We start from the raw sequence: 24,591 nt of genomic DNA on the forward strand, positions 1-24,591 counted from the left end.
CCTGGGCGGCGCGCTGGGCCGCCCCGGCGCCCGCGAGGGCGGCCTCGGCGACGGCGAGCTGCTCGGCCGCGCCGCTGCGCAGGACCGCCGCCCAGCCCAGCACCCCGGCGGCCAGGCCGGCGGCGTCGTCCTCGGCCGGCACCCAGCCCGCGGCGGGCTCGGCGTCCGGACCGGCCGCCTGCTCGGCCTTGCTGGCGAGGTCCCGCAGCCGCCGCCGGCCGGCCTGGACGGCGGCCTCCTGGCCGCGCCGCTGCTCGGCCAGCCAGGCCTCCACGTACTGGAACCGCTCGGTGTCGAACAGCCGCCGCAGCAGCTTGCCGCGCTCCTCCGAGTCGGCCTTGAGGAAGCGGGCGAAGTCGCCCTGCGGCAGCAGCACCACCTGGCAGAACTGCTCCCGGTTCATGCCGACCAGCCGGTGGATCTCCTCCCCGGCCTCCTGGTGCGACTTGCTGAGCCCCCGCCAGCCGGGCGTGCCGTCGCCCGTGTCGGCGACCCACTCGCGCAGCAGGGTCTGCGCCCGCTCCACGGTGGTGCCGGTGCCGACCTTCTTCGGCCGGCGCTGCTCCGGCAGCCGGGTGACCTGGAGCCGTCGCCCGCCGAGGGTCAGCTCCAGCTCCACCGAGGTCAGCCGCTTCGGGTCGGCGTGGTCGCTGCGCAGCCGGTTGGCCCGGCGCGCGCCCGGCGTCTCGCCGTACAGGGCGAAGCAGACCGCGTCCAGCACGCTGGTCTTGCCCGCGCCCGTGGCGCCGCGCAGCAGGAACAGCCCGCCGGCGGCGAGCGCGTCGAAGTCCACCGTCTCGCTGCCCGCGAACGGGCCGAAGGCGGTGACGGTGAGCTTGTGCAGCCTCATCGGGGCAGGTCCGCCTTCCGGTCGGTGGTCTCCCGGACGTGCTCGAAGCCCTCGCGCAGCCAGCCGAGCTCGTCCGGCTCCGGCTCGGCACCGGGGCGGACGTGCCGCAGGAAGCCCTCCGCGATCTCCAGGTCCCCGCGGCCGCTGACCCGCGCCGCGTACGACTGCGAGGGCTCGGCCTCGCTCCGCTCGGGGTCGAACAGCAGCTGGAGGGTGTGCGGGAAGCGGCGGCGCAACCGCTCCATCGGCTCGCTCGGCCGGGCCGCGTCGGTGAGCGTGGCCTGCACCCAGGACTGCTCGTGCTCGGCGTACCCCTCCTCGGTGAGCAGCGCGTCGAGGGTGCCGCGCAGCGTCGCCAGCCGGCGCGGCTCGGGGCAGGGGACGCGTTCGGCCGTCACCGAGCCGTCGGCGGCCAGGTCGACCAGCCACATGGTCTTGCGCTGCTTCACCTCGGAGAAGGAGTAGGCGAGCGGGGAGCCGCTGTAGCGCAGGTGCGGTGCGAGCGTCTGGCAGCCGTGCAGGTGGCCGAGCGCCGCGTAGTGCACCCCGTCGAAGACCGACGCGGGTACGGAGGCGACGCCGCCGACCGCGATGTCCCGCTCGCTGTCGCTCGGCGCGCCGCCGGTGACGAAGGCGTGCGCCAGCACCACCGCCCGGGTGCCGGACGGGCGCGCCGCGAGATCCGCCCGGACCTGGTCCATCGCGGCGCCGAGCACCGCCGCGTGCCCGCCCTTCGCCAGCCCGAACCGCTCGCGGACCAGCGTCGGCTCCAGGTAGGGGAGCCCGTACACCGCCACCGGGCCGTGCTCGTCCGCCAGCAGGACGGGCTCGGCGCACTCGCCCGGGTCGGTCCGCAGGTGGACGCCGGCCCGCCCGATCAGCCCCGCCCCGACGCCGAGGCGGCGGGCCGAGTCGTGGTTGCCGCTGATGAAGACCGTCGGCACCCCGAGGTCCGCCAGCCGGTGCAGCACGTCGTCGAACAGCGCGACCGCTTCCAGCCCAGGCAGCGCCCGGTCGTACACGTCCCCCGCGACCAGCACGGCGTCCACGCCCTCGGACCGGACCACTTCCACCAGGTGGTCCAGGAAGGCGCGCTGGGCGTCGTGCAGGCTCTCCCGGTGGAACGAGCGCCCGAGATGCCAGTCGGAGGTATGCAGCAGTCGCATGGTCCCCGACCCTAACGCGCAGCACTGACAATCCCGCCCGGCCCGGTGGAAACCACACACCCCGGGGGTCCCGGGGGTCCCGGGGGTCCCGGGGGTCCCGGGAGTCCCGGGGGGACGGCGGGCCGCGGGTGCCGTGCGGTGCCGGTGAGGGTGGCGCTGAGCTTGTTCGATTACTTGGGGTGAATTGTCAGTGGCTCTGTGTATGTTCCTCGGCGTCGGCCACCCCCGGTCGGGGCGGCCGACGAGGTCCGGAGTCGGGCGAGCGAGAAGGAGGAGTCATGACTGTCGTGCGGGAGTCGGTGTGCGAGGCGCTGGGCGCTGCGGCGGGGCGTCCGTCGCGGGGGCGGCGGCGGGTGCTGGTGATGGCCGGGCGGAGGCCGGGCGGCGGTGTCGGCGGGGTGTCGGCCGCCGGGCCCGGCGGGGCGGCGCCGCCCGGGGGCGGCCGGCCGCCGGGGGCCCGTGCGGGAGGGGACGGTGCGCGGGCGGTCGGGCTCGGCGGGCGGGTCCGGGGCGCGCCGCCGCCCCAGCCGGTGGCGGTGGCCCTGGCCGTCGACGCCGGGGACTTCGCCGGGCTGGCGCGGTACGGGCTGTTCGGCGGGCTCGGGCACCAGGCCTACCTGCGGCGGGCGGAGGAGCAGCTCACGGCCCTGCACCGGCAGGGGCTGGAGGTGCACCTGCGGGTCCTGGAGGCGGGCGACTTCGAGGACTACTGCGAGGCGCTCGGCCTCGATCCCCGGATGCCCGCCGCCCGGGTCGCCTACGCGGGCGATCCCGAGCTGGCGGGGGAGCCGTTCGTCTACGCGGGGGAGCGGCTGGCCGAGCTGCTCCCGGTGCTGCTGGACGACCACCGGGCGCGGGTGCGGATGTCCGTGGCCTGCGCGGCCCTGCTGGACGCCGTCGGCGAGGACCCGGACGGGCAGTTCCGGATGGCGGCCGTGATGCGGTACGTGACGTCCGTCTACCTGGCGCTCGCCGAGGGCGCGGGGGAGGGGTGCCACCTGCTGACGCTGCGCTGCCACGGCCCGGAGGACGGCGAGGAGCTCACCTCGGCGGTGGACGTCTGCGTGGAGGAGGGGCGGCTGTACCCGGCCGGGCGGGACGCCGAGGCGTTCTGCGTCACGCTCGCGGCGGGCGTCGCCCTGGGCGGGGAGGGGGCGTTGCTGCTGCACGGCGATCCGTCGGCGGGTGTCCGGGCCGCCGGTCAGGCCGACGGCCGGTCCGCCCCGGCCAGGGGCCCGGCCTCCCCGGCCGACGACGCCGGGCTCCGGCCGCCGGTGCTCGGCTGGGCGTTGACCAGCGGGCGGCTGCGGCCGATGACGGCGCACGAGGTGTTCGACGAGCTGGCCGACGACGCCGCGCGTGGGATGCCGTTCCCGCCCGGGGTGGACCCTCGGCCCGGGTTCCCGCTGCCCGGCTTCCGGGGCGCCGGGGAAGGGGGTGGGCCGCTGGGGTGATCGGGGGGCTCGTCGCCTCCGCGTCCACCGCGTTCACCGCCTCCGCGTCCACCATGCGGCGCTGGGGACTGTTCATCGACCGCCTGTTCGGGGAAGATTCGGAGAAGATCAACAGCAGGAGCGTGCGGTGCCCCACGCCGCCGCTCCGGCCGCTCCGTACCGCGCCCTGCAGGTCCTCCCCGCGCACCGCCGGTCCGGCGAAGCCCGACAGCGAGAGGGGGACGGATGAGCGAGCGGAGCGAGCTCGGTGCCAGGGGGTGCGCAGGGGCGAGCACCCCCGCCGAGCGCCGCGGGGCGAGAGCATGAGCCCGATCGAGTACAGCGCGGAGATCGCCGAACTGCTCGGGAAGGTGCGGCGGCGTCCCACCGCGGGCTGGCCGTGGCGGCCGGGCGAGCAGGTGCCGGAGGGGCTGCCGGTCAAGCAGTCCTGGGGGTGGCTGTTCGCACCGGACGGGCGGGTGCTGACGCTGGTGAACCCCAGGGACGGGATCTGCTCGCTGCCCGGTGGGTCGCTGGAGCCGGAGGACGGCGGTGATCCGGCGGCCGCCCTGGCCCGGGAGGCCGCCGAGGAGGCGCAGGCCGTGATCGGCCGGCCGTACTACCTCGGCTACCTCTACGACCGGGTCGGTTCGGCGAACGGCGGGCACGAGTGTGCGCGGGTCCGGATGGCGGCGGCGCTGCGGGCGGTCGGCCCGAGCGTGGCCGACCCGGCCTCGGGCCGGCACTACCGGCGACTGCTGGTCGCGCCGGGCCTCGCCGTCGAGCTGCTCGGCTGGGGCGCGCCCGGGCTGCGCCAGGCTCGGGCGGCGGTCGCCACCGCCGCGCGTTGGCTCGGCGTGCCCGCGGCTGCGAACGAGGCGATCGAGGAGCTGCCGGTCGAGGGCTGCACGGTCTCCCCGGGCGCCGTCTCCCCGGGTGCCGTGCACCTCGGTGGTGGCCGCCCCGGCGTGCACGGCTGACCACGCGCGTCGCCGTACTCCTGCGCGACCTCCCGGCGGGGTGCTCTGATGCGCCGCCCTGGCGTGGTGTCCCGCCGTGCTGCCTTGACGCGCTGCCACATCGCGCGGCACGTGCGGCAGGCGCGGCCATGGCGGACGTCAACCGTCAGCCGCACGCGTCCGATCAGCCGCACGGGTCCGATCAGGCTCACCGGTGAATTTCACCGGTTCCGCCGATGCCCTGTTCCGCCCACCTTCTGACGTGCCTTGAGGTGTTCCGTCAGCCCCCCCTGTGCCCCTCGGCACCCGCTTCGAATCTGACTCGGCGGTAACCGGGCGGAAGCCCCCCGCTTACCGTGCACAGAACTTCCGCAAGTTGCCGGTCTACGCGCGCTGCGCTACGCGCGTCACCGCGTACCCCCGCTGACCTGGGCGAAATCCCGGATTGTCGGCGGCAATTCATCTCCGGGCTGTCGGACGGCCCGTCAATATCCTTGGCATGACCGCTTCCGGGTTTGGCTACCGCCTGGTATCACTTCTGTGACCCTCGCCACGCCACCCCACTGGAGATGCGATGATCCGCCCTGCCCGTGCCCTGTCCATCGCCGCCGTAGCGGCAGGCCTCACCATGACGACGCTCTTCGCCGCGTCGTCCGCGAACGCCGCCGGTGTCAACTACGTGGCCCTCGGGGACTCGTACTCCTCCGGCGTCGGTGCCGGCAGCTACCTGAGCGACAGCGGCAGCTGCAAGCGCAGCACGAACGCGTACGCGTACCTCTGGAAGAACGCGCACGCGCCGTCCTCCTTCAAGTTCGTGGCCTGTTCGGGCGCCAAGACCGGTGACATCCTCAACAGCCAGATCTCCGCCCTGGACGCCAGCACCACGCTGGTCAGCATCTCGGTCGGCGGCAACGACGCCGGTTTCGCCGACACCATGCAGACCTGTGTCCTCGGTTCGGAGTCCGACTGCGTCAACGCCGTCAACACCGCCAAGAACTACGCCACCACCACCCTGCCCGGCCAGCTGGACAAGGTGTACTCGGCGATCAAGTCGAAGTCCCCCAACGCCCACGTCGTGGTGATGGGCTACCCGCACATCTACAAGATCGGCGGCAGCTGCATCTTCGGCATCGGCGACACGGCGCGCGCCGCCATCAACAGTGCCGCCGACACCCTGGACGGCGTCCTCGCCAAGCGGGCCGCCAACGCCGGCTTCGCCTTCGGCGACGTCCGCAACGTCTTCACCGAGCACGAGATCTGCGGCTCGCTGACCACCTGGCTGAACAGCGCCACCCTGCCGGTCGACGAGAGCTACCACCCGAAGGCGGCCGGCCAGTCCGGCGGCTACCTGCCGGTGTTCTCGGCCTCCTGAGGACGGTAGGCCGTAAGGGCCGTAGGAGCCGGATCGGCCCGCAGTGGTCGTCGTGGCGGACCGCCGTAGCGAACCGCTTTGGCGGACCGTCGTCACGGACGGGCTCCGACGGGCACTGTCCCGTCATGGGGCATGCCGGTGCCGCCGTCCCCTCCCATGCTTCGAGAGGGGGCGGCGGCACCGCCGTTTCAGCGGCCGTTCGGCGCCGATCCGTTCGGCGCGGATCCGTTCGGCGCGGGCCTGCCCGGGGCCGGTCCGGTCGGCGGGAAGGGGATGCCGGCGAGGACCGGCAGGAGTTCCGCCTCCTCGAAGTCGAGGTGCGCCTCCAGTTCGGCGGACATCCGGTCCAGCTCCGTACGGAGCCGCTCCGGTTCGGTGACCGCGATCCCGGCCAGCAGGGCCACCAACTCCTCCTTGATCCGCCCGATGGCCCGGTGCTGCTCGTCGAGCCGCGCCAGGACGTCGGCCAGCTCCGGGTGGCTGCGCGCGAGGGCGGGGAACACGGCGGTGTCCTCGCCGGTGTGGTGGTGCGTCAGCCCGTCGCAGAAGGCCAGGCAGTGCTGGCGCAGCTGCAGCCCGAGCGGGGCCGGTCGGCCCGGGAGGTGGGCGTGCGCTGCCTCCCGTACGTGGCGCAGCTGTGCGCGCAGCCAGGTGTGCGCCTCCAGCAGCTTGTCGGCGAGGCTGCGCACCACCGGGGCGGGGCTGACGGAGGGCGGCTCGGGTCGTTCCAGGGCGATGACCGGCAACTCCCGGTCGGTGTGCGCCCGGTAGTCGCCGTAGCCCGGAGCCTTCCGGACGACGGCGGCGAACAGCCGTTCCCGGCGGTCGCCTTCGGTGGGCACGGCGACGGTGTCGAAGGCCTCGACGCCGAATCCTGCACTGTCGAAGGCTTCGGTGCCGATCTCGACCCGGACCACCGGGTGGGCGAGGAGGTTGCGGTACCACTGGGGGTGTTCCGGCGCCCCGGCGGCCGAGGCGACGACCAGGAGCAACCCCTCCGCCCGGACGTACCCGAGCGGCACGGTGTGCGGCCGCCCGGAGCGTGCCCCGGTGGTGGTCAGCAACAGCAGGTCGCCGCCCTCGAACGGGCCGCCGACCCGCCCGCCGTTGGCGCGGAACTCCTCGATGACGTTCTGGTTGAAGGACATGGGCATGCGTGTGTGGTGGATCTCCAGAGAGGAAAGGGGAAGTCGCGGTCACCTGCTGTGCCGAGTGCCGAGTGCCCAGTGCCGAGGGCCGGGCGCCGAGTTCCGGAGCCGGTGATAACGGCTGGTCGCGCGTCCGGCGACGTCCGCGGACATCCGTCGGCGTCCGTCGACGTCCGTCACGGGGCACGGTTCGCGCACGCGGGCAGCGCGGTGACCGCCCGGCGTCAGATCAGGGAAGCGGAGAGAGTGCTCATCGCGCATCGTCCCTTCGGAAAGGTGCTCGCTCGGCTGTCGGCCGGCCCACTACTCTGTGGCCGACGCCGCGCTGCACGCCCCCATTAGAGCCAGGCCGCGGACACGCTGTCAACGAGGACGATCGCCGCCTGAGAGGAACCGGAAGCTGCCATGGAACGTGTGGTGGACCTCGACGACGCCGCCGCGCGGATCGCCGCCCGGGCCCCGGGGTGGCGTGCGGCCCGGCTGACGGTGGGTCCGCTCACCTGGCGTGATCGGCTCGCCCCGTGGCCGCAGCCGCTGGAGACGGACCGTGCCCGGGTCGTCGATCCGGACTCGGTCGGCCTGCGGCTGGCCGACCCGCTGACCGGTGCGGAACTGGAGGCGGTGCTCTTCCGCGGGGGCTGGGCGGACGTGTCCTACCTGGCCGCCGGCTGGGAGGAGAAGCTGGTCACGGCGGGGGAGCACGAGTCGGGCGGTGCGATCCCGGCCCAGGACATCACCTCCGCGGCCGACTTCGAAGCGCGCCTGACCGGATGGACGGGAGACGTCTTCGGCGGCTGAGCGCCGGAGCGGCTGAGCGCCGGAGCGCGGGAGCGCCCGAGCGAACGGCGACGCGCCGCCGCCCCCCTCGGAGGCGGCGACGCGTCCGTCAGGCCCGGACGGGTGCCCGTCAGCGGAGGTAGTCGACCAGGCCGGCCGGCTTGAGCCCGGCGGCGTCGGCGGCGGCGAGGGCGCGCTGGAGGTCGGAGGCGAGGGTGTCGGTCCAGTGCATCAGGACGACGTCGCCCGGCTGCAGCAGGCCCGGGTGCCAGATGTTGGCGGCGCCCCAGCTGAAGTCCGCGTCGGCGGTGAGCACGGTGCGGATGCCGCAGTTGGCGGCGGCCTGCAGGGTGTCGGCGTTCCAGGTGAAGTACGGCGGGCGGAAGAACGTCGGCGTGGTGCCGAAGACGCGGGTCATGGAGTCACGGGCGTCGCAGATCTCGACCTGCTGCCGTTCCAGCGGGAGCGTGCTGAGGTCGGTGTGGGAGACGCTGTGGTCCTGGACCGAGGAGCCGGGTACGGCGGTGACCCGCCGGAAGAAGTCCGGGTCGGTGGCGGCCGGCATCGGCAGCGGGAAGGCGGTGATCGGCAGCCGGTGGTCGGCGATGAACCGTTCCGCCTCGGGGGTGCGCTGCCAGCCGTCGTCCACGGTGAAGAAGACGACCTTGTCGTTGGTGGGGACGGAGCCGGCGGCGACGGCCGGGGCGGGTGCGGGGCCGTCCACCCGGACGTCGTCCACGGAGAACGGGCCCTGCTGGTACCAGCCGTGGACGTACAGCCGGATGCTGCGCGCGTTCGGGCCGGTGGTGAACCGGGTGCTCAGCCGCTGCCAGCCGCCGCCGGTGGTCTCCGTCCAGGCGGGTGCGACGTCCTTGCCGGTGCCGGTGGCGCCCAGGTAGACGAAGTTGCCGCGCACCCAGGCGGAGGCCGTGTAGGTGGTGTTGGGCTGGACCGCGACGGTCTGCGCGCACTCCCCGGTGGAGTCGGCGTTCGCGGGGGTGACGGTCAGCGCGGAGGCGCCGGTGTGCGGGGCGTTGGCGGTGACGGCCGCTTCGGCCGGTCCGCCGGTGCAGCTCCAGCCGGGGATGCTGCCCCAGTCGGCGAGGTCGGGGGAGGGCAGTTCGAAGCCGGGGTTGGTGGCGAGGTTGACGGTCGGGGCGGCCTGGGCGCTCGGACCGCCGGCCGGGGCGGCGTCGGCCGAGGCCGCCGGTGCGGCGAGGCCGGTGAGCAGGGCGACCGAGGCGGCCAGCGCGGACAGGCGTGTGGACAGGCGTGTGGACGGGCGCGCGGACAGGCGTGTGGACATCGACACGTGAGGACTCCAGCATGTGGGGGTACGCCCGTGGGGAGGGCGTGAGCGGAATCGGACCGTGGAACTCTGGATCGTCGCAACAATGGACTAGACCAATAAGGCCGTCAAGGGAACGGCGAATGAACCAATTCGCCGCTGCGCGGTCATCGTGCCTGTGGCACAAGGGACAAGACGGTACGTCAAGGACCAGACGGACAGCCCCGGTTCAGGGCAGGTACAACTCCTCGATGTCCGTCGCGTAGTGCTCGGCGATCGCCGCCCGCCGCAGCTTGAGCGAGGGCGTCAGCAGCCCCTGCTCCTGGCTGAACTCCCGTGGCAGCAGTCGGAACGCGCGGATCGACTCGGCCCGCGAGACGGCCGTGTTCGCGGCCGCCACCGCACGCTGGACCTCCACGTGCAGCTCCTCGTCCGCGAGCACCGTCCACGGGTCCGCCTGCTCCCGCCCGTGGGTCTTCAGCCAGTGCGCCAGGGCGGCCGGGTCGAGCGTGATCAGTGCGGCCACGTACGGGCGGTCGTCGCCCACCACCAGGCACTGGGAGACCAGCGGGTGCGCCTCGACCCGTTCCTCCAGGGCCGCCGGGGCCAGGTTCTTGCCGCTGCTGGTGACGATCAGGTCCTTCTTGCGGCCGGTGATGCTGAGGTAGCCGTCCTCGTCCAGCCGGCCCAGGTCACCGGTCGCGAACCACCCGTCGACCAGGGACTCGGCGGTGCACCGCGGATGGTTGAGGTAGCCGCCGAAGACCGAGCCGCCGCGCACCCACACCTCGCCGTCGTCGGCGATCGCCACCGAGGCGCCCGGCACCGGCTGTCCGACCGTGCCGAGCTTCTGCCGGCCGGCCGGGTTGGCGGTGATCGCGGCGGTGGTCTCGGTCAGCCCGTAGCCCTCGTACAGCTGGAGGCCGGCGCCGGTGAAGAACAGGCCCAGCTCGCGCCGGAGCGTGGAGCCGCCACACATCACGCTGCGCACCCGGCCGCCGAGCACCGCCCGCAGCCTCGGGTAGACGGTCCGCTCGTACGCGAGGTGGCGCAGCCGCAGGGCCGCGCCCGGTCCGGGGCCGCGGCCGAAGGCCTTCTGCTCCCGGGCGGCGGCCCAGTCGACGGCCACCTGCCGGGCCTGCTCGAAGAGTTCGCCGCGCCCGGCGTCCTCGGCGGCCCGCCGGGCCTGCTGGAAGATCTTCTCGAAGACGTACGGGACGGCGTGCAGGAAGGTCGGGCGGAAGGTCTCCAGCGCGGGCAGCAGCGCGTCGGTGGAGACCTCGGGGATGTGCCCGATCCGGAAGCCGCCGCGGATCGCCGCGATCTGCACGGCCCGCCCGTAGACGTGCGCGAGCGGCAGGAACAGCAGGGTGGCGGGGCGGCCGCCGCCGGTGTCGCGCAGGACGTCCCCCCAGCCGGCGAGCAGGGCGTCCGCCTCGGCGGCCAGGTTGGCGTGGGTGATCAGGCAGCCCTTGGGGCGGCCGGTGGTGCCCGAGGTGTAGACGACGGTGGCGATGTTCCCGGCGGCGACGCCGAGGCGCTGGCGGTGCACCAGGGAGTCGGGCACGCCGAGGCCGTCCTCGGTGATCGCGGCGACGCAGTCGCGGTCCAGCTGCCAGATGCCGGTGAGGTCGGGCAGCGCGTCGCAGACCGCGCCGACGGTCATCGCGGCGTCCTCGTCCTCGACCAGACAGGCCACCGCCTGGGTCTCGGCGAGGATCCAGCGCACCTGCTCGGGGGAGGCGGTGGGGTAGACCGGCACGGTGATCGCGCCGATCGACCAGAGTGCGTAGTCGAACAGCGTCCACTCGTAGCGGGTGCGGGACATCAGGGCGACCCGGTCGCCGTAGCGCACGCCGTGGGTGAGCAGACCCTTGGCCAGGGCGAGCACCTGGTCCCGGAACTCCCGGGCGGTGACGTCCTGCCACTGCCCGTCCTCGGTCCGCCAGGACAGCTGGACCAGGTCGGGGGTGCGCCCGGCGGTGTCGTAGAGGGAGTCGGCGAGTCCTCCGGAGGCCTCGGGCACGGCCGGGGCGGGGGTGGTGAACTCGCGCACAGTCCTCCCCAGTTCGGTGCCGGTAGTACGGGGTGGGCCGAAACTATCGGATCACCCTGTCACTGCCCAGGGTTGTGGCGGTGACACGACGAGATCGGCACCGGCCTCCTCCGGTGGTGTCGTCCCCGGGGAGGTGCGGAGGAGGAACCGCTGAGGGTGCGGGGGCCTCGTGTCAATCCCGCATTTCCGGGCACGGGCGGACATTCCGGACGTGAAGCGGGGGAGGGGGAGGCCGGTTTCTGACGTGTGCGGGACGAGACCGGTCGGTGGACCGGTTCGCCCCTCGAACGAGTGGTGAGGGCGTAGTAGAGTCTCGCAGACCTGTGGCCGGAAACCCCTCCTCCGACCTTGCCCTCGGCACCCTCCATGCCGTCCCGCGCCACCCCCCGTACCAGCCCCGTACCACCACCGACCCGGCTCCGCCTCGGCCCCGATCCGGCCCTGAACCGGCGCCTCGACACCATCCCTCCACCGTTCCCGCCGCTCCCGCCGTTCCTATCGTTCCCACCGCTCCCCGTCCGCGCCTGGCACTTCCCGACCGAGGACTCCATGCGTCTGCGCAGCAGCTCGATCCGCGCGAAGATCATCGCGCTGCTCCTGGTGCCCATCGTCGCGCTCGCCGCGCTGTGGGCCTACGCGACGATCGCCACCACCGGGGACGTCTGGAACCAGCTCGGGATCAGCCGTACGTACAAGGAGTTCGCGGGCCCGGTCGACCAGTACACCGGGGACCTGCAGAACGAGCGCCGCGCCGCCGTCCAGCGCCTGGCCGACCCGCGCTCGCCGGCCGCCAGGGACGGCTACGAGCGGGCCAAGGCCGCCACCGACCGCAGCCTGGACGTGCTGCGGCAGAAGAAGGACACTTCCGCGGGCAAGCTCTCCGCCCCGCAGCGCGGCCGCTTCGTGCAGATCGTCGCCGCCGCCGACCAGCTCGGACCGCTCCGCGCCCAGGTCGGCCGCTCCGCGCTGAACTGGGAGTTCGCGCTGGGCCAGTACAGCGACCTGGTCAAGCCGGTGTTCGGCTTCCGGTCCGCCTACGTCGCCCGGCAGAGCGGCCAACTCCCGCGTCAGGGCACCATCCTGATCGAGCTGGTGCGCGCCCGCGAGTACCTGTCGCAGGAGGACGCGGCGATGGAGGGCCTGCGCACCGGCGTCGCCAAGCCCACCGCCGAGCAGTACCAGGTCGCGCTGGACGCCCTGCACAACCAGCAGGCGCTGTTCACCGTCTACGTCGCCGAGCTCGACCCCGCCGACCAGTCCGACTACGTCGCGCTGCGCGGCGGCGAGGCCTGGGGCGCGCTGGCCCGCGCCGAGGCGGACTTCGTCGGCGCCGGCGGCCCCGAGCGGGTGGTCCAGGCGCTCAACAGCGACTCCTGGCGGGTGACCGCCGACCGGGCGCTCGGCGACCTCGCCTCGATCAACAGCCGGATCTCCGCCGGGCTGGACGAGCGCGCGCGGTCCGCCTCGATGGGACTGCTGTGGCGCGGCGGCATCGCCGGTGCCATCGGCCTGGTCGCCGTGGTGCTGTCGATCATGATCTCGTTCCGGATCGGCCGCGGCCTCGCCCGCCAGCTGATCGGCCTGCGCAACGCGGCCCACGAGCTGGCCGGCACCCGGCTGCCGTCCGTCATGCTGCGGCTGCGCCGCGGCGAGCCGGTGGACGTGGCTACGGAGGCCCCCGAGCTGCACTTCGGGGACGCCGAGATCGGCCAGGTCGGCCAGGCCTTCAACGCGGTGCAACGCGCCGCCGTCGAGGCCGCCGTCGAACAGGCCGAACTGCGGCGCGGGGTCTCGGCGGTGTTCGTCAACCTGGCCCGGCGCAGCCAGGTGCTACTGCACCGCCAGCTCACCCTGCTCGACACCATGGAGCGCCGCACCGAGGACCCGGCGGAGCTGGAGGACCTCTTCAAGGTCGACCACCTCACCACCCGCATGCGCCGGCACGCCGAGGGCCTGATCATCCTGGCCGGCGGCTCGCCCGGGCGCGCCTGGCGCAAGCCGGTCCGGATGGTGGACGTGGTCCGGGCGGCGGTCGGCGAGGTCGAGGACTACGCCCGGGTGATCGTCCGGCCGTTCCCCGGCACCGGCCTGCTCGGCAGCGCCGTCGCGGACGTCACCCACCTGGTCGCCGAACTCGTCGAGAACGCCGCCGTGTTCTCCCCGCCGAGCACCCAGGTCACCGTCCAGGGCGAGGTGGTGGCGCACGGCTTCGCGCTGGAGATCGACGACCGCGGCCTCGGGCTGAGCGAGCAGCTGCTCGCCGAGATCAACGAACGCCTCGCCGTGGAGCAGGAGTTCGACCTCGCCGACACCGACCGGCTGGGCCTGTTCGTGGTCAGCCGGCTGGCCCGCCGGCACGGCATCCGGGTGCACCTGCGGCCGTCCCCGTACGGCGGGACGACGGCGGTGGTGCTGATCCCGCGCGAGCTGCTCGCGGAGGCGCCGGACGGGCGGCCGGAGCCGGGCACGGCCGGGCAGCGGCCCGTGGCGGGCGGCCGGCGCGGGCCGCGGGACCTGGTCGCGGTGCCCGGGTCGGGTGGTGCTTCCCCGTCGGCACGCCCGTCGGCTCCCTCGTCGGCGTCCGCGGTCGGTTCCGCCGGTGCCGGTGGTGACGCGGACGGCAGGCACCGCGGGGCGACGGGAGGGCCGCGCCCCTCCGCGCCGGACGCGGGCCGGACGGCGGGCGGACTGCCGCGCCGGGTCTCGCGCGGCAAGGGCGGGCCGGTGCTGGTCCCCGCGCCCGCGGCGGACCCCGAGGACGCGCCGGGGCCGGGGCGGCACCGGCGGGAGGACGTCGTGGTGGCCGCGGCCGAGGCGGCCGTCGCGGCTGCCGAGGCCGGCGGAGCTACCGGGGTCATCGGAGCTGCCGGGGCCAGTGGAGTCGGCGGCTCCGTCGGGCGGACCGACCCGGTCGCGGTTCCGCCCGCGGGTGCCGCTCCCCGGACGGCGGGCGGCCTGCCCCGGCGGGTCCGGCAGGCGAACCTGGCGCCGCAGCTCAGGGAACAGCTCACGGAACAGCTGAAGGAACGGTTCCGCAACGGAGCCGGTACCGGAGCCGACGGCGGGGCCGGAGGCGCGTCGGCCGGCGACGGATCGGCCGGAGGCACCCAGGACGGCGGGGAGGCCCGGGAGGTCCGGGAACGCTCGCCCGAGGAGGCCAGGGCCACCTTCGCCTCCTTCCAGCGCGGCTTCACCCGGGGGCGAGGGGCCACGGCCCCGGCGGACCGTACGGTCGGCTCCCCGGGCCGCCCCGGTGCGCCGACGGACCGGACCGGCGCTCCGTTGACGGATCGTCCCGGCACACCCGACGATCGTGCCGTGCGGGGGACCGGACGGCCCACCGCCGTACCGGCCTGGCAGCCGCCCGACCGGTCCCGGCGGGCGATCGCCCCGGCGCCCGCCCCGGCGGCGCTGCCCGCGCCGCGGGACACCGGCCGGGCGCCGCTCGTCCGGCGGGTACCGCCCGGGCAGCCGGTCCGCCGGACCCCGGACACCGCCGTACCCGCACCACCCGCTTCATCCGCACCACCTGCACCACCCGCTCCACACGCACCACCCGCTCCAGCGGAAGGAACTGATTCATGACCACGTCGATGCAGTCGTCAGGGGACCTCAACTGGCTCCTGGACGACCTGGTGGGGCGCGTCGCGGCCCTGCGGCACGCGGTGATCCTCTCCAACGACGGCCTGGCCACCGGCGCCTCCCGCGACCTCGACCGCGAGGACGCCGAGCACCTGGCCGCCGTCGCCGCCGGGTTCCACAGCCTGGCGAAGGGCGCCGGCGGGCACTTCAAGGTCGGCGGCGTCCGGCAGACCATGGTGGAGCTGGACGAGGCCTTCCTGTTCATCACGGCCGCCGGCGACGGCAGCTGCCTGGCCGTGCTGAGCGAGGCCGAGGCGGACATCGGCCAGATCGCGTACGAGATGGCGCTGCTGGTCAAGCGGGTCGGCGAGCACATGGCCGCCGAGCCGCGCACCGAAACCGCCCCGCCGGTGAGATGAGCGGTCCGATGGCGGATCCGAAGGCGGATGAGCCGGACGGCCCGGAGACGCCGGACGGCCCCCAGGTGCCGGTGGGTACGGCCGGGCCGTCCGGCAGCGGCGGTTCCTCCGGTGCCGGTGGTCCGTCCGGCAGTGGCGGTTCGAACGCCGTCGACCGCCCGGACGGCCATGACGGCCAGGACGGCGAGGTCGACCCGGACGGGCCCGACGTCGACCTGTTCCGGCCGCGCACCCCGGTCGACGACCGCTGGTTCGACGACGAGGCCGGCCCGGTGGTGCGGCTCTACTCGATGACCCGCGGCCGCACCCGGCCGGTCGAGGAGGGGCTGTTCGACCTGATCTCGCTGGTCACCGCCGTCGATCCCGGGCCGGTCGCGGGGGCCGTGCCCGCGCACGTCCTCGACCCGGAGCACCAGACGCTGCTCACCCTGTGCCGCCGCGAGCCGCTCTCCGTCGCCGAGCTCGGCTCCTACACCGACCTGCCGGTCAGCGTGGTGCGGGTGCTGCTCGGCGACCTCTACGACGCCGAGCTGATCAGCGTCACCCGACCCGTTCCGCTCGCCGAGCTGCCGGACGAGCGCCTGCTGCGAGACGTGATCAATGGACTCCGTGCGCTCTGACCCCCGCCCCCGCCCGGAGGGCACCGTGCCCGATCCGGACGGCACCGCGTCCCACCCGGCGAACGCCAACGACCCGCGCTGGCGCGGCGGTCCGGCCGTCGCGGTGAAGATCCTGGTCGCGGGCGGCTTCGGCGCGGGCAAGACCACGCTGGTCGGATCGGTCAGCGAGATCCGGCCGTTGCGGACCGAGGAGGAGCTCAGCGAGCTGGGCCGCCCGGTCGACGACACCTCGGGGGTGGAGGCGAAGCGCACCACCACCGTCGCGATGGACTTCGGCCGGATCGATCTGCGGCCGGGCCTCGCGCTCTACCTGTTCGGCACGCCCGGGCAGGACCGGTTCTGGTTCGTCTGGGACGAGTTGGCCCGCGGCGCGCTCGGCGCCCTGGTGCTCGCGGACACCCGGCGGCTGGCCGACTGCTTCCCGTCGGTGGACTTCTTCGAGCAGCGCGGCATCCCGTTCCTGGTCGCGGTGAACTGCTTCGAGGGCACCGAGCGGTTCTCTCCGGACGAGGTCCGCGAGGCACTCGACCTCGACCCGGACATCCCGGTGGTGCTCTGCGACGCGCGGCTGCGGCAGGACGGCAAGGACCTGCTCGTCGCGCTGGTCGAGCACGCCGCCGCCGGCCGGCACCGCCGCGCCCCGGTCGGCGCCTGAGGGCGGCTCGGCCCCGGCCGGACCCGGCTCGGTCCGGTCGGAGCAGGTCCAGCTCCGGCCGGGGTAGGCCCGCGCTCCGGCTCGACAACGGGTGAAGGACGGCTGGGCGACCGCCGTACGACGGGTGTGCGAAGAGTCGGCAGGTCAGCGCGCCGACCTGCCCCTTCCGCCCGGCGTCTCATTCCACCGTCCGTATCGTGGACGATCACTGCGCCGAAGGTTGCCTAGACCGGCCCGGCCGTGGAAGGCTCTGTGGACGAAGGCCGCCCGGCCATGCCGTCGGGGGCGCCGGAAACGCCCCGTTCGTACGGGCGTTGCAACCGGCGGACGGCCTTCGACGAACCGGCGAGGCATCGTCGGCGGGCACCGTCAACGGTGCGCCGCCGTGTGGAGAACGAGGGGGAGGGCAGCAGGATGACCGTCGGCCGACGACGCATCACCACCGCCGTGCCCGGCTCCCCGCTGCCCGGTGCCCCCATGCCCGGCGTCGCCGTGACCGGTGCCGCCGATCCGGCGCTCACCGTCCGCCGCTACATCGACCACGCGCTGATCTGCAGCGCGTGTTGTCGCTGACCGGCCTGACCTTCCCGACCTTCCCGGTACGTCCTCGGAGCTGACGGCCCACCCGGCCCTCTCGGTCCACCGTCCGACGCACCGCCGAAACCCGTCGACCAGGCCGTAGCGGACCGCCCGTCCGGCGTGCCCGCGGCCGACCAACCGGACCCGCCCAGCGGAGAGACCACCAGTGAACATCGTCTGCCCCAGCACCACCCCCGGCATCGTCAGCCGTACCCGAACGGCCGGGTCGGCCCCCGCGATGCGCGCGGGTGGACGGACCGGACGGTGGAACCGGTGCGGGAGCCGCGCCGTGGACAGCCGGCGGGGTCGCCTCGACCTCGAGCCGTTCTGGCCGTCCCGGCAGCCGCACCTGTTCGATCAAACGTGTCCCGGCTCGCCCAGCGCGTCCCGGCCCTCCGCCCGCTGATCCGGTTCGTTCCGGTCCAGCCCAGGCAGTACGCCCGGTCGACGCGCAGACGACTCCACCCCGTCCGTCACGCGCGAAATGAGCGGCACACCATGTCTTCTTCCTCCACGGCCACCCTGCCCCTGCCCACCGCGACCCCGCACCTGCGCGCGGTCCGCTCCGTCCCGCCGGTCTCCTCCGTCCCCGCCACCGCGCCGGTCGGTCCCGGCGCGTCCGGGGCCGCGGGACCGTCCGTCCCCCCGGCGTCGCTGTCCGACCGATGGCCCGGGGTGGCGGCCCGTCCGCCCTATGCCGGACCGACCCACGCCGGAACGGCCAACGTCGGCCCGGCCCATGTCGGACCGACCCGTCCGGCGACCGTTCCGGCACCCGCAGCCGCGCAGCCGGGAGTGACCGTCCCGCAGGTGCCCCAGTCGCTGCTCGCCGCGCTGCCGGAGGGGGCGGCCGTCGTCGCCACCCTGCCGCAGGGCGCGCTGCCGCAGGGTCTGCTCGCCCAGTACGGAATCCAGTTCGGCGGCGTGAACGGCGGCGCGATGGTCGGGTACCTGGTGCTGGTGCCGACCGAGGGCCCGGCGGCGCAGGTCGTCGGCCTGCCGGGGGCTCCGGCCGGCGTCGGGGCCGCCGCCCAGCCCGGAACCCACACGCTCCCCGGGGCCCACCCGGCCCACGGGGCGCAGCCGACGACCGGCGGGCCCGCCGGCCAGACCGTGGCGGGGGTCCGTCCGGTCCGCCCGGCCGGGCGCGGCATCGCCGTCGACACCGAGCGGCGCAACGCCTACGTCGACGGGCGGCTGCTCGACCTCACCTACCTGGAGTTCGAGCTGCTGGCGCACCTCACCGAGCACCCGCAGCGGGTGCACACCCGGGACCACCTGGTCTCCGCGGTCTGGGGCTACGGCCATGTCGGGGACGGGCGGACGGTCGACGTGCACGTCGCCCGGCTGCGCCGCAAGCTCGGACCGGCCTACCGGGACACCATCGTGACGGTCCGCCGGGTCGGCTACAAGTACACCCCGGCCGCGGTCTGACGGCTGGTTCCGGCCTGACGGCGGATCTGACGGCGGATCTGGACGGCCGGTCCGGCGCCCGATCTGGCAGCCGGTCGCCAACGGCCTCTTGCCGCCGGTCGGTTGAGCGTCGGCCGGTCGAAGCAGCGGACCACTCGTCCTGGACACGGACGGGCGGCCCGCTGCTTCGTCGCGTCCCTGTGGAGTGGAAGGCGTGCCGGGAGCGTCAGCCGCGCTGGTCCGGCGGGAGCAGGAGGACGGCGAGGGCGTCGGCGCAGCCGCGGGCGTGGCCGAGGAACCAGTCCAGCCGGTCGTCGGTGAGGTGCGCGGGCGTCGAACGGACCGCCAGGGCGAACCGCGCCTGCCCGGCGCCGTCCAGGACGGGCACGGCCACCGTCCGCACCCCGGCGGTCGACTCGCCGTCGTTGAGCGCGTACCCGGCCGTCCGGACCTTCGCCAACTCCTCCTCCAGGAGCGCCGGTTCGGTGATCGTGCGGTCGGTGAAGGAGGCCAGCGGGCCGAGTGTTGACGGTGTCGTCTCGCCCGGGCGGGGCCAGGCCAGCAGGACCTTGCCGAGCGCCGTGGAGTGCAGTGGGCGGCGCAGGCCCAGTCCGGTGTCCGGGCGGACCGATCCGCCGACCAGGATCACCGCGTGCGCGCCGCTGCGGATCGCCAGGTCGGCGGTGGCCTTGGTGCGCCGGGACAGCAGCTCCAGCTCGGGCCCGGCGAGGTGCAACCCGCGCTGGTGGAAGGTGAGCTGGCCGAGTTCGGCGACGGCCGGACCGAGCCGGTAGCGGGCGGTCTGCTCGTCCTGCTCCAGGAACCCGGCGCTGACCAGCGTGCGGGCCAGCCGGTGCGCGGTGGAGACCGACAGGCCCATCCGGCGGGCCAGGTCCGAGGCGCTCAGGTCGGGGCCGTTGTCATGGAAGCAGTGCAGCAGTCCGAGCGCGCGCTGGACGGCCTGCGCACCGGCCGGCGGACTCTGGACGGCGGTGGCGGCCCCGGGCATGGCACCTCGCGTTTCGGTTCGGAACTCCGGCCCGGCGGCCGGAGGCGGTCTCAGCGTAGGGCAGCCGGTGCTGCGGGAATGTGTCGACGGCGTTGCAATGGAATGGCGTTGATGAACAACCGATCCCATCATGTGGCAAAGACTTGCCTCGGGCTCGTCCGCCGTGGAACGCTCCTGGCATCGCGCCGGACGGCCACTCGGTCCAGGCGGCGCCTGCCCCGACTCTGCGGAAGGAGAAGCACCGTGACGTCCCACCGGTGTCTCCCCTCCCGTGCGTGTTGTCGCTGACCGACGCCTCCCGCGCCACCTGCCTTCCTCCCTGCATCGTGGCGTACAACTTCCTTGCGCACCAGGCTTCCTGTGCCTTCGTGCGGTAATCGATCCCGAGCTCCTCCGGCTGTCGTCGGAGCCCCCGTAGAGGACCAACTCCGTTGTCCAGTCGCATCCAGAACGCCTCCCCGCTTCCCGACACCCTCTGGTTCACCCGCTGCCCGGTGCCCACCGCGACCGGGATCGCCGCCGACCAGGGGTGGCTCGCCCGGGAGTTCGCCGCCGACGGCATCGCCGTCCGCTCCTTGCAGGACGCTCCGCCGGAGGTGGCGGCGGACCACCACTACACCCACGCGCTGACCGGACTGTTCCGGGAGGGCGGCAACGTCCCCGCACTGTGGGCCCGTTCGCGCGGCGAGGCGACCAGGCTGATCGGCCTCACCTGGATCGAGGAGCGCCAGGTGGTGCTGGTGCGGGCCGGCAGCGGCGTGACCGAACCGGCGCAGCTGCGCGGACTGCGGCTGGCGGTGCCGCATCATGACATCGGCATCGACTTCTGGCGGGCGATGGCGCTGGCCGGCCTCCGCGGCGCCCTCGGGCTCGCGGGCCTCACCCTGGCGGACGCCGAACTGGTGGACGTCCCCGGCGTCCCGGGCGGCGGGCAGTGGTCCGCGGAGCTGGCCGCCCTGCGGGACGGGGTGGTGGACGCGGTGTACGTGAAGGGGGCGCTCGCCGTCGAGGCGGCCCGCCGGATCGGTGCGGAGGTGGCCGTGGAGCTGGACGCGGCGCCGGACCGCCGGGCCCGGGTGAACAACGGCACCCCGCGGCCGATCACCGTCCACCAGCGGCTGCTGGACGAGCAGCCCGAGCTGGTCGCGCGGTTCCTCGCGGTGCTGCTGGAGGCCGCCGACTGGGCGGCGGAGCACCCGGAGGAGGTGGTCCGGATCCTGCGGGCCGAGACCGGTGCCGGGGCCGAGGGCGTCGCCGGGGCCTATGCGCCGGGCAGTCACCGCACCCTGCACCTGGACCTGTCGGCGGAGCGGCTGGAGCTGCTGGCGCTGCAGGAACGGTTCCTCAGGGAGCAGGGCTTCCTCGCCGCGCCGGTGGACGTCCAGGCGTGGGCCGACCCGGAGCCGCTCCGTGCGGCCCGCGAGCTGCTGCGTGTGCGGCGTGCGGGTGAGGGTGCGGGTGTCGCTGCCGGCACCGACACGAGCGGCGCCGCAGGTGCGGGCGCCGACAGCGTTCGGATCACAGACTTCAGGTAACAGCGTTCAGCTAACAGATTTCAAAAGTTGTCAGCTGTCGGCTGTCATCTGTCACTCACATGGAGACCCCCGTGAAGACCCCCCGCCTCGCCCTCGCCGCCACCGCGCTGCTCGCCTCCACCGCCCTGGCCGCCTGCGGCTCGTCCGCCGACGGGGCCAAGGCCTCCGCCGCCGGCGGGGCCGGTGGCAAGGCCGACGTGGTGCTCCGCCTGCCCGACCCCGGCAACAACGGCTTCCTCGCCCGCGGCAAGAAGGACGGTTCGCTGGACCGGGCCCTGGCGGCCGTCCACGCCAAGGTCGCCTGGACCGGCAGCGCCGGCCCCTTCGCCCCCGCCGCCCAGGCCCTCTCCGCCGACCAGCTGGACGTCGCCCAGGGCTCGATCACCTCGGCCGTCGCCGCGCTCGCCCAGAAGCCCGGCTTCAAGCTGTTCGCCCAGACCGCGCCCGACGGCGTCGGCGAGGGGATCCTGGTGAAGAACGACTCGCCCGTCAAGTCCGTCCAGGACCTGGTCGGCCGGAAGGTCGCCGTCTCCCAGGGCGGCACCAGCGAGTACCTGCTGCTCAAGGCGCTGGCGAAGAACGGGGTCCCGGCCGACAAGGTGGAGCGGGTCTACCTGCGCGCCGACCAGACCTCCGGGGTCTTCAACTCCGGCCAGGTGGACGCCTGGGCGACCTGGAACACCTTCTCGACGCCCGCCATCGCCAACGCCGGCGCGCACTTCCTGGTCAACGGCCAGGAGGTCGGCTCCGACAACTACGCCGTCTGGGCGGTGCGCAACGGCTTCGCCGACAAGCACCCCGGGGTGGTCAAGGCGTTCTACACCTACCTGCGCGAGAACGGCGAGAAGGAGAAGGCCGACCCGGCCGGCTACCTCAACGTGTTCACCGACGCCGGCCCGACCGCCGTCACCCCCGCCGAGAAGGACGTCGCGGTGAACGTCAGCAGGCAGGGGACCCCGGCCGACGCCATCTCCGACGCCGACACCGCCCGGTTCGGGACGGTCGCCCAGTTCTTCGCCGACCAGAAGGTCACCAAGCAGCTGGTGGACGTCAAGCCCTACCTGATCGACGTCAACAGGCTCGGGGACGGTGCCAAGTGACCACCGCGACCGAGAAGTTCACCCCCGAGGACACCCGGGCCGCCCTCGACGCCGGCCTGGTCGCCCCGCAGAGCCGGCGGAACCGGCCCCGCCCCCGCGCGCTGGCCGTGACCCTGCGCACCGTCGGTCCGCTCGCCCTGCTCGGTGGCTGGGCGCTCGCGTCCGCCACCGGCGCGCTGACCCAGGACGTGCTCGCCTCGCCCGCCCAGGTCGCCCAGGCCGTGGGGGAGTTGTGGGGCAACGGTCAGCTGACCGACGCCCTGTCCGTCTCCCTCACCCGGGCCGGGCTCGGCCTGTTCTTCGGCGCGACCACCGGCCTGGTGCTCGGCGTGGTCACCGGATTCACCCGGCTCGGCGAGGAGTTGCTCGACTCCGCGATCCAGATCCTGCGGACCGTCCCGTTCCTGGCCCTCGTCCCGCTGTTCATGGTGTGGTTCGGTATCACGGAGACCGCGAAGGTGGCCCTGATCGGGGTCGCCACCAGCTTCCCGATGTACGTGTCCGCCTCGGGCGGGGTCCGCAGCACCGACCGCAAACTGGTCGAGGCGATGCGCAGCTTCGGCCTCGGCCGCTGGGCGATCGTGCGCACCGTCGTGCTGCCCGGTGCGCTGCCCTCGCTGCTGTCCGGACTGCGCCTGTCGATGACGCTCAGCGTGATCGCCCTGATCGCCGCCGAGGAGATCAACTCCACCGAGGGCATCGGGTACTTGATGGCCCAGGCGCAGAACTACTCGCGCACCGACGTCCTCGCCGTCTGCATCCTGATCTACGGGCTGCTCGGCCTCGCCGCCGACGGCATCGTCCGAGTCCTGGAGCGCGTGCTGATGCCGTGGCGCCAGGCCGTCCAGGGAGCGGCCCGATGACCGCCGACACGACCACCGCCGCCGCCCTCGCCCCCTCCTCGCCCCGTTCGCCCGCTCCTCCCTCGGTGACCGAGCGGACGGCCCCGGCCGTCCACCTGCGCGGCCTGCGCCGGGTGTTCGGCACCCGGGCGGTCCTCGACGGGGTCGACCTCGACATTGCCCGCGGCGAGTTCGTCGCCCTGCTCGGCGCCAGCGGTACCGGCAAGACCACGCTGCTGCGCATCCTCGGGGCGCTCGACCAGGCCGACGAGGGCACCGTGCTCGTCCCTCCGGTCCGTACCGTGGTGTTCCAGGAGCCCCGGCTGGTGCTGTCCAAGCGGGTGCTGGCCAATGTCACGGTCGGCCTCCCGCGCGGCGCCGCGACCCGGGAGACCGGGCTGAAGGCACTCGCCGAGGTCGGCCTGGAGCGGCACGCCGAGGTCTGGCCGGCCACCCTCTCCGGCGGTGAGGCGCAGCGCGTCGCGCTCGCCCGGGCACTCGTCCGCGAGCCGCAACTCCTGCTGCTGGACGAACCGTTCGCCGCCCTGGACGCGCTCACCCGGCTGCGCATGCAGGACCTCGTCGGCGACCTGGTGCGCCGCCACCGCCCGGCGGTCCTGCTGGTCACCCACGACGTGGACGAGGCCGTACGGCTCGCCGACCGGGTCGTGGTCCTGCGCGACGGCCTGCTCGCCCGGGACGAGGCCGTCACCGTCGAGAGCCCGCGCGATCCGGCCGACCCCGCCTTCGCCGACCTGCGGCGCCGTCTGCTCGCCGACCTCGGCGTCCACTGACGTCCGCGACCCCCCGCTTTCCCCGACCTTCCCCCGATCCCGCCTGCCTTCCCACAAGCCAGGCCCGCACCACCGGAGTTGACCAGATGACCGTCACCCTCGGCGTCCACGCCAGCAACCCCTCGCTCTACTACCTCGCCCGACTCCCGTACCTGGACGAGGAGCTGGCCCCGCTCGGCGAGACCGGCGCCTTCCACCACTACGCGGATGGCACCCGCACCGGCGCCCTGCTCGCCGAGGGCGTCATCGACTTCGGCGGCACCGGTTCCACCCCGCCGATCACCGCCCAGGCAGCCGGCCACGACCTGGTCTACGCGGCGGTCTCGGCGCCCCGACCGGACCACGGCGCCCTGCTGGTGCTGGACTCCGGTCCGGTGCGGACGGTCGCGGACCTCAAGGGCGGCACCGTCGTCCTCTCCGTCGGTTCCTGGCAGACCCACCTGCTCGCCAAGGCCCTGCACGCCCAGGGGCTCTCGTACGGCGAGGACGTCACCCCGGCGCGCCCGGCGGCCGGTGAGGACCAGGCCCGGCGGCTGCGCGACGGCGAGATCGCCGGCTGGATCGCCCAGGGCGCCGAACTCGCCGCGGCCCGCCGCACCGGGGAGTTCCGTGAACTGGTCCGCACCGGTGACGTCATCACCGACCGCTCGGTGTTCTTCACCCGTCGGGACTTCGCGACCGGGCGCCCCGAGGTGGTCGCCGCGATCGCGACCGCGCTGCGCCGGGCGGACGCCTGGGTGGCCGCCAACCCGGCCGAGGCCGCCGCGATCGCCGCCGAGAACCTGGGCGGCACGGCCGCCGACTGGCAGGCCGCGCTGGTCGCACTGCCCTGGCGACTGGAGCCTGCCACGGCCGGGTTCGTCGCCGAGCAGCAGGAGGCCGCGGACATCTTCCACGGTGTGGGCTTCATCGACCGGGCGCTGACCGTCGCCGACGCCCACCTCCCCGGTCTGGAGGCCCCGGTGGCCGCCGCGCTCGCGAAGGCGGTCTGACC

21 protein-coding genes are annotated in these 24,591 nt (G+C 74.3%); 15 read left to right on the top strand and 6 right to left on the bottom strand.

What is annotated here, in order from left to right; genetic code table 11:
• Both ACFVU7_RS28160 and ACFVU7_RS28165 read right to left on the bottom strand, forming a co-directional pair.
• Nucleotides 1-850, bottom strand: an 850-nt coding sequence (locus tag ACFVU7_RS28160; RefSeq protein WP_388047824.1) for an AAA family ATPase, incomplete at its 3' end; no start/stop codon positions are given.
• Nucleotides 847-2,016: an exonuclease SbcCD subunit D gene (locus ACFVU7_RS28165; RefSeq protein ID WP_388047826.1), complete on the bottom strand. Its 1,170-nt coding sequence runs from the start codon at nucleotides 2,014-2,016 to the stop codon at nucleotides 847-849. The genes ACFVU7_RS28160 and ACFVU7_RS28165, both read right to left, overlap by 4 nt.
• 278 nt (nucleotides 2,017-2,294) lie before the next feature.
• On the opposite strand from ACFVU7_RS28165, the gene ACFVU7_RS28170 reads away from it, so the two are divergent.
• The 3 genes from ACFVU7_RS28170 (at nucleotide 2,295) to ACFVU7_RS28180 (ending at nucleotide 5,780) form a co-directional block, all read left to right on the top strand.
• Nucleotides 2,295-3,470, top strand: a complete 1,176-nt coding sequence (locus ACFVU7_RS28170) for a hypothetical protein (RefSeq protein ID WP_388047828.1) — start codon at nucleotides 2,295-2,297, stop codon at nucleotides 3,468-3,470.
• A 302-nt stretch (nucleotides 3,471-3,772) separates the two neighbouring features.
• Nucleotides 3,773-4,429, top strand: coding sequence for an NUDIX domain-containing protein (locus ACFVU7_RS28175; RefSeq protein ID WP_388047830.1), 657 nt, complete (start codon nucleotides 3,773-3,775; stop codon nucleotides 4,427-4,429).
• 553 nt (nucleotides 4,430-4,982) lie between these two features.
• The gene (locus tag ACFVU7_RS28180; RefSeq protein ID WP_074004280.1) at nucleotides 4,983-5,780 is read left to right on the top strand and encodes an SGNH/GDSL hydrolase family protein; all 798 of its coding nucleotides are present in this window, start codon (nucleotides 4,983-4,985) and stop codon (nucleotides 5,778-5,780) included.
• A gap of 188 nt (nucleotides 5,781-5,968) precedes the next feature.
• Here ACFVU7_RS28180 and ACFVU7_RS28185 read toward each other — a convergent pair whose 3' ends face one another.
• Entirely contained in the window at nucleotides 5,969-6,934 is a 966-nt protein-coding gene (locus tag ACFVU7_RS28185; RefSeq protein WP_388047832.1) for a nitroreductase/quinone reductase family protein, read from the bottom strand.
• Between the two features lie 399 nt (nucleotides 6,935-7,333).
• On the opposite strand from ACFVU7_RS28185, the gene ACFVU7_RS28190 reads away from it, so the two are divergent.
• Nucleotides 7,334-7,726, top strand: a complete 393-nt coding sequence (locus ACFVU7_RS28190) for a hypothetical protein (protein WP_388047834.1) — start codon at nucleotides 7,334-7,336, stop codon at nucleotides 7,724-7,726.
• A 109-nt stretch (nucleotides 7,727-7,835) separates the two neighbouring features.
• On the opposite strand, the gene ACFVU7_RS28195 is transcribed toward ACFVU7_RS28190, so the two are convergent.
• Nucleotides 7,836-9,011, bottom strand: coding sequence for a polysaccharide deacetylase family protein (locus ACFVU7_RS28195; protein WP_388047985.1), 1,176 nt, complete (start codon nucleotides 9,009-9,011; stop codon nucleotides 7,836-7,838).
• Between the two features lie 211 nt (nucleotides 9,012-9,222).
• The gene (locus tag ACFVU7_RS28200) at nucleotides 9,223-11,049 is read right to left on the bottom strand and encodes an AMP-dependent synthetase/ligase (protein WP_388047835.1); all 1,827 of its coding nucleotides are present in this window, start codon (nucleotides 11,047-11,049) and stop codon (nucleotides 9,223-9,225) included.
• Between the two features lie 549 nt (nucleotides 11,050-11,598).
• On the opposite strand from ACFVU7_RS28200, the gene ACFVU7_RS28205 reads away from it, so the two are divergent.
• The 6 genes from ACFVU7_RS28205 to ACFVU7_RS28230 all read left to right on the top strand — a co-directional run bounded on the left by ACFVU7_RS28205 (nucleotide 11,599) and on the right by ACFVU7_RS28230 (nucleotide 18,338).
• Nucleotides 11,599-14,634 carry a nitrate- and nitrite sensing domain-containing protein gene (locus ACFVU7_RS28205; RefSeq protein WP_388047837.1) on the top strand — a complete coding sequence of 1,012 codons (3,036 nt, stop codon included), beginning with the start codon at nucleotides 11,599-11,601 and terminating at the stop codon, nucleotides 14,632-14,634.
• Nucleotides 14,631-15,050, top strand: a complete 420-nt coding sequence (locus ACFVU7_RS28210) for a roadblock/LC7 domain-containing protein (RefSeq protein ID WP_049652175.1) — start codon at nucleotides 14,631-14,633, stop codon at nucleotides 15,048-15,050. Before ACFVU7_RS28205 ends, ACFVU7_RS28210 begins: the two co-directional genes overlap by 4 nt.
• Nucleotides 15,051-15,058: 8 nt before the next feature.
• Complete coding sequence (locus tag ACFVU7_RS28215; protein ID WP_388047839.1) at nucleotides 15,059-15,670, top strand: DUF742 domain-containing protein; 612 nt, start codon at nucleotides 15,059-15,061, stop codon at nucleotides 15,668-15,670.
• A complete protein-coding gene (locus ACFVU7_RS28220) occupies nucleotides 15,651-16,325 on the top strand; it encodes an ATP/GTP-binding protein (RefSeq protein WP_079272453.1) in 675 nt (224 codons plus the stop codon). The genes ACFVU7_RS28215 and ACFVU7_RS28220 overlap by 20 nt, the downstream gene beginning before the upstream one ends.
• A gap of 387 nt (nucleotides 16,326-16,712) precedes the next feature.
• On the top strand, nucleotides 16,713-16,898 hold the full coding sequence (locus ACFVU7_RS28225; protein ID WP_049652176.1) for a hypothetical protein: 186 nt from the start codon (nucleotides 16,713-16,715) through the stop codon (nucleotides 16,896-16,898).
• Nucleotides 16,899-17,402: 504 nt separating this feature from the next.
• The gene (locus ACFVU7_RS28230; protein WP_369808300.1) at nucleotides 17,403-18,338 is read left to right on the top strand and encodes a winged helix-turn-helix domain-containing protein; all 936 of its coding nucleotides are present in this window, start codon (nucleotides 17,403-17,405) and stop codon (nucleotides 18,336-18,338) included.
• A 205-nt stretch (nucleotides 18,339-18,543) separates the two neighbouring features.
• Here ACFVU7_RS28230 and ACFVU7_RS28235 read toward each other — a convergent pair whose 3' ends face one another.
• Nucleotides 18,544-19,326 (bottom strand): IclR family transcriptional regulator, encoded by a 783-nt coding sequence (locus tag ACFVU7_RS28235; RefSeq protein WP_049652177.1) that lies wholly within the window; start codon nucleotides 19,324-19,326, stop codon nucleotides 18,544-18,546.
• 431 nt (nucleotides 19,327-19,757) lie between these two features.
• On the opposite strand from ACFVU7_RS28235, the gene ACFVU7_RS28240 reads away from it, so the two are divergent.
• From ACFVU7_RS28240 to ACFVU7_RS28260, 5 genes are all read left to right on the top strand, one after another.
• Nucleotides 19,758-20,861 (top strand): ABC transporter substrate-binding protein, encoded by a 1,104-nt coding sequence (locus ACFVU7_RS28240; RefSeq protein WP_388047840.1) that lies wholly within the window; start codon nucleotides 19,758-19,760, stop codon nucleotides 20,859-20,861.
• 59 nt (nucleotides 20,862-20,920) lie between these two features.
• Nucleotides 20,921-21,961 carry an NrtA/SsuA/CpmA family ABC transporter substrate-binding protein gene (locus ACFVU7_RS28245; RefSeq protein WP_388047841.1) on the top strand — a complete coding sequence of 347 codons (1,041 nt, stop codon included), beginning with the start codon at nucleotides 20,921-20,923 and terminating at the stop codon, nucleotides 21,959-21,961.
• Complete coding sequence (locus ACFVU7_RS28250; protein WP_388047842.1) at nucleotides 21,958-22,824, top strand: ABC transporter permease; 867 nt, start codon at nucleotides 21,958-21,960, stop codon at nucleotides 22,822-22,824. The genes ACFVU7_RS28245 and ACFVU7_RS28250 overlap by 4 nt, the downstream gene beginning before the upstream one ends.
• Nucleotides 22,821-23,597, top strand: a complete 777-nt coding sequence (locus tag ACFVU7_RS28255; RefSeq protein WP_388047844.1) for an ABC transporter ATP-binding protein — start codon at nucleotides 22,821-22,823, stop codon at nucleotides 23,595-23,597. The genes ACFVU7_RS28250 and ACFVU7_RS28255 overlap by 4 nt, the downstream gene beginning before the upstream one ends.
• Nucleotides 23,598-23,683: 86 nt before the next feature.
• Nucleotides 23,684-24,589 carry an ABC transporter substrate-binding protein gene (locus ACFVU7_RS28260; protein ID WP_388047846.1) on the top strand — a complete coding sequence of 302 codons (906 nt, stop codon included), beginning with the start codon at nucleotides 23,684-23,686 and terminating at the stop codon, nucleotides 24,587-24,589.
• Nucleotides 24,590-24,591: the final 2 nt, after the last annotated feature.

Origin of the sequence: Kitasatospora sp. NPDC058046 (assembly GCF_042885595.1) — a bacterium.
In the GTDB taxonomy this organism is placed as follows: domain Bacteria; phylum Actinomycetota; class Actinomycetes; order Streptomycetales; family Streptomycetaceae; genus Kitasatospora.

What these genes read in the sequence shown, in the direction of transcription:
- ACFVU7_RS28215 (WP_388047839.1), top strand. Translation starts at nt 15,059, where the DNA reads ATGGCGGATCCGAAGGCGGATGAGCCGGACGGCCCGGAGACGCCGGAC.
- ACFVU7_RS28205 (WP_388047837.1), top strand. Translation starts at nt 11,599, where the DNA reads ATGCGTCTGCGCAGCAGCTCGATCCGCGCGAAGATCATCGCGCTGCTC.
- ACFVU7_RS28220 (WP_079272453.1), top strand. Translation starts at nt 15,651, where the DNA reads ATGGACTCCGTGCGCTCTGACCCCCGCCCCCGCCCGGAGGGCACCGTG.
- ACFVU7_RS28180 (WP_074004280.1), top strand. Translation starts at nt 4,983, where the DNA reads ATGATCCGCCCTGCCCGTGCCCTGTCCATCGCCGCCGTAGCGGCAGGC.
- ACFVU7_RS28185 (WP_388047832.1), bottom strand. Translation starts at nt 6,934, where the DNA reads ATGCCCATGTCCTTCAACCAGAACGTCATCGAGGAGTTCCGCGCCAAC.
- ACFVU7_RS28175 (WP_388047830.1), top strand. Translation starts at nt 3,773, where the DNA reads ATGAGCCCGATCGAGTACAGCGCGGAGATCGCCGAACTGCTCGGGAAG.
- ACFVU7_RS28190 (WP_388047834.1), top strand. Translation starts at nt 7,334, where the DNA reads ATGGAACGTGTGGTGGACCTCGACGACGCCGCCGCGCGGATCGCCGCC.
- ACFVU7_RS28245 (WP_388047841.1), top strand. Translation starts at nt 20,921, where the DNA reads ATGGAGACCCCCGTGAAGACCCCCCGCCTCGCCCTCGCCGCCACCGCG.
- ACFVU7_RS28260 (WP_388047846.1), top strand. Translation starts at nt 23,684, where the DNA reads ATGACCGTCACCCTCGGCGTCCACGCCAGCAACCCCTCGCTCTACTAC.
- ACFVU7_RS28165 (WP_388047826.1), bottom strand. Translation starts at nt 2,016, where the DNA reads ATGCGACTGCTGCATACCTCCGACTGGCATCTCGGGCGCTCGTTCCAC.
- ACFVU7_RS28210 (WP_049652175.1), top strand. Translation starts at nt 14,631, where the DNA reads ATGACCACGTCGATGCAGTCGTCAGGGGACCTCAACTGGCTCCTGGAC.
- ACFVU7_RS28170 (WP_388047828.1), top strand. Translation starts at nt 2,295, where the DNA reads ATGACTGTCGTGCGGGAGTCGGTGTGCGAGGCGCTGGGCGCTGCGGCG.
- ACFVU7_RS28255 (WP_388047844.1), top strand. Translation starts at nt 22,821, where the DNA reads ATGACCGCCGACACGACCACCGCCGCCGCCCTCGCCCCCTCCTCGCCC.
- ACFVU7_RS28230 (WP_369808300.1), top strand. Translation starts at nt 17,403, where the DNA reads ATGTCTTCTTCCTCCACGGCCACCCTGCCCCTGCCCACCGCGACCCCG.
- ACFVU7_RS28235 (WP_049652177.1), bottom strand. Translation starts at nt 19,326, where the DNA reads ATGCCCGGGGCCGCCACCGCCGTCCAGAGTCCGCCGGCCGGTGCGCAG.
- ACFVU7_RS28195 (WP_388047985.1), bottom strand. Translation starts at nt 9,011, where the DNA reads ATGTCCACACGCCTGTCCGCGCGCCCGTCCACACGCCTGTCCACACGC.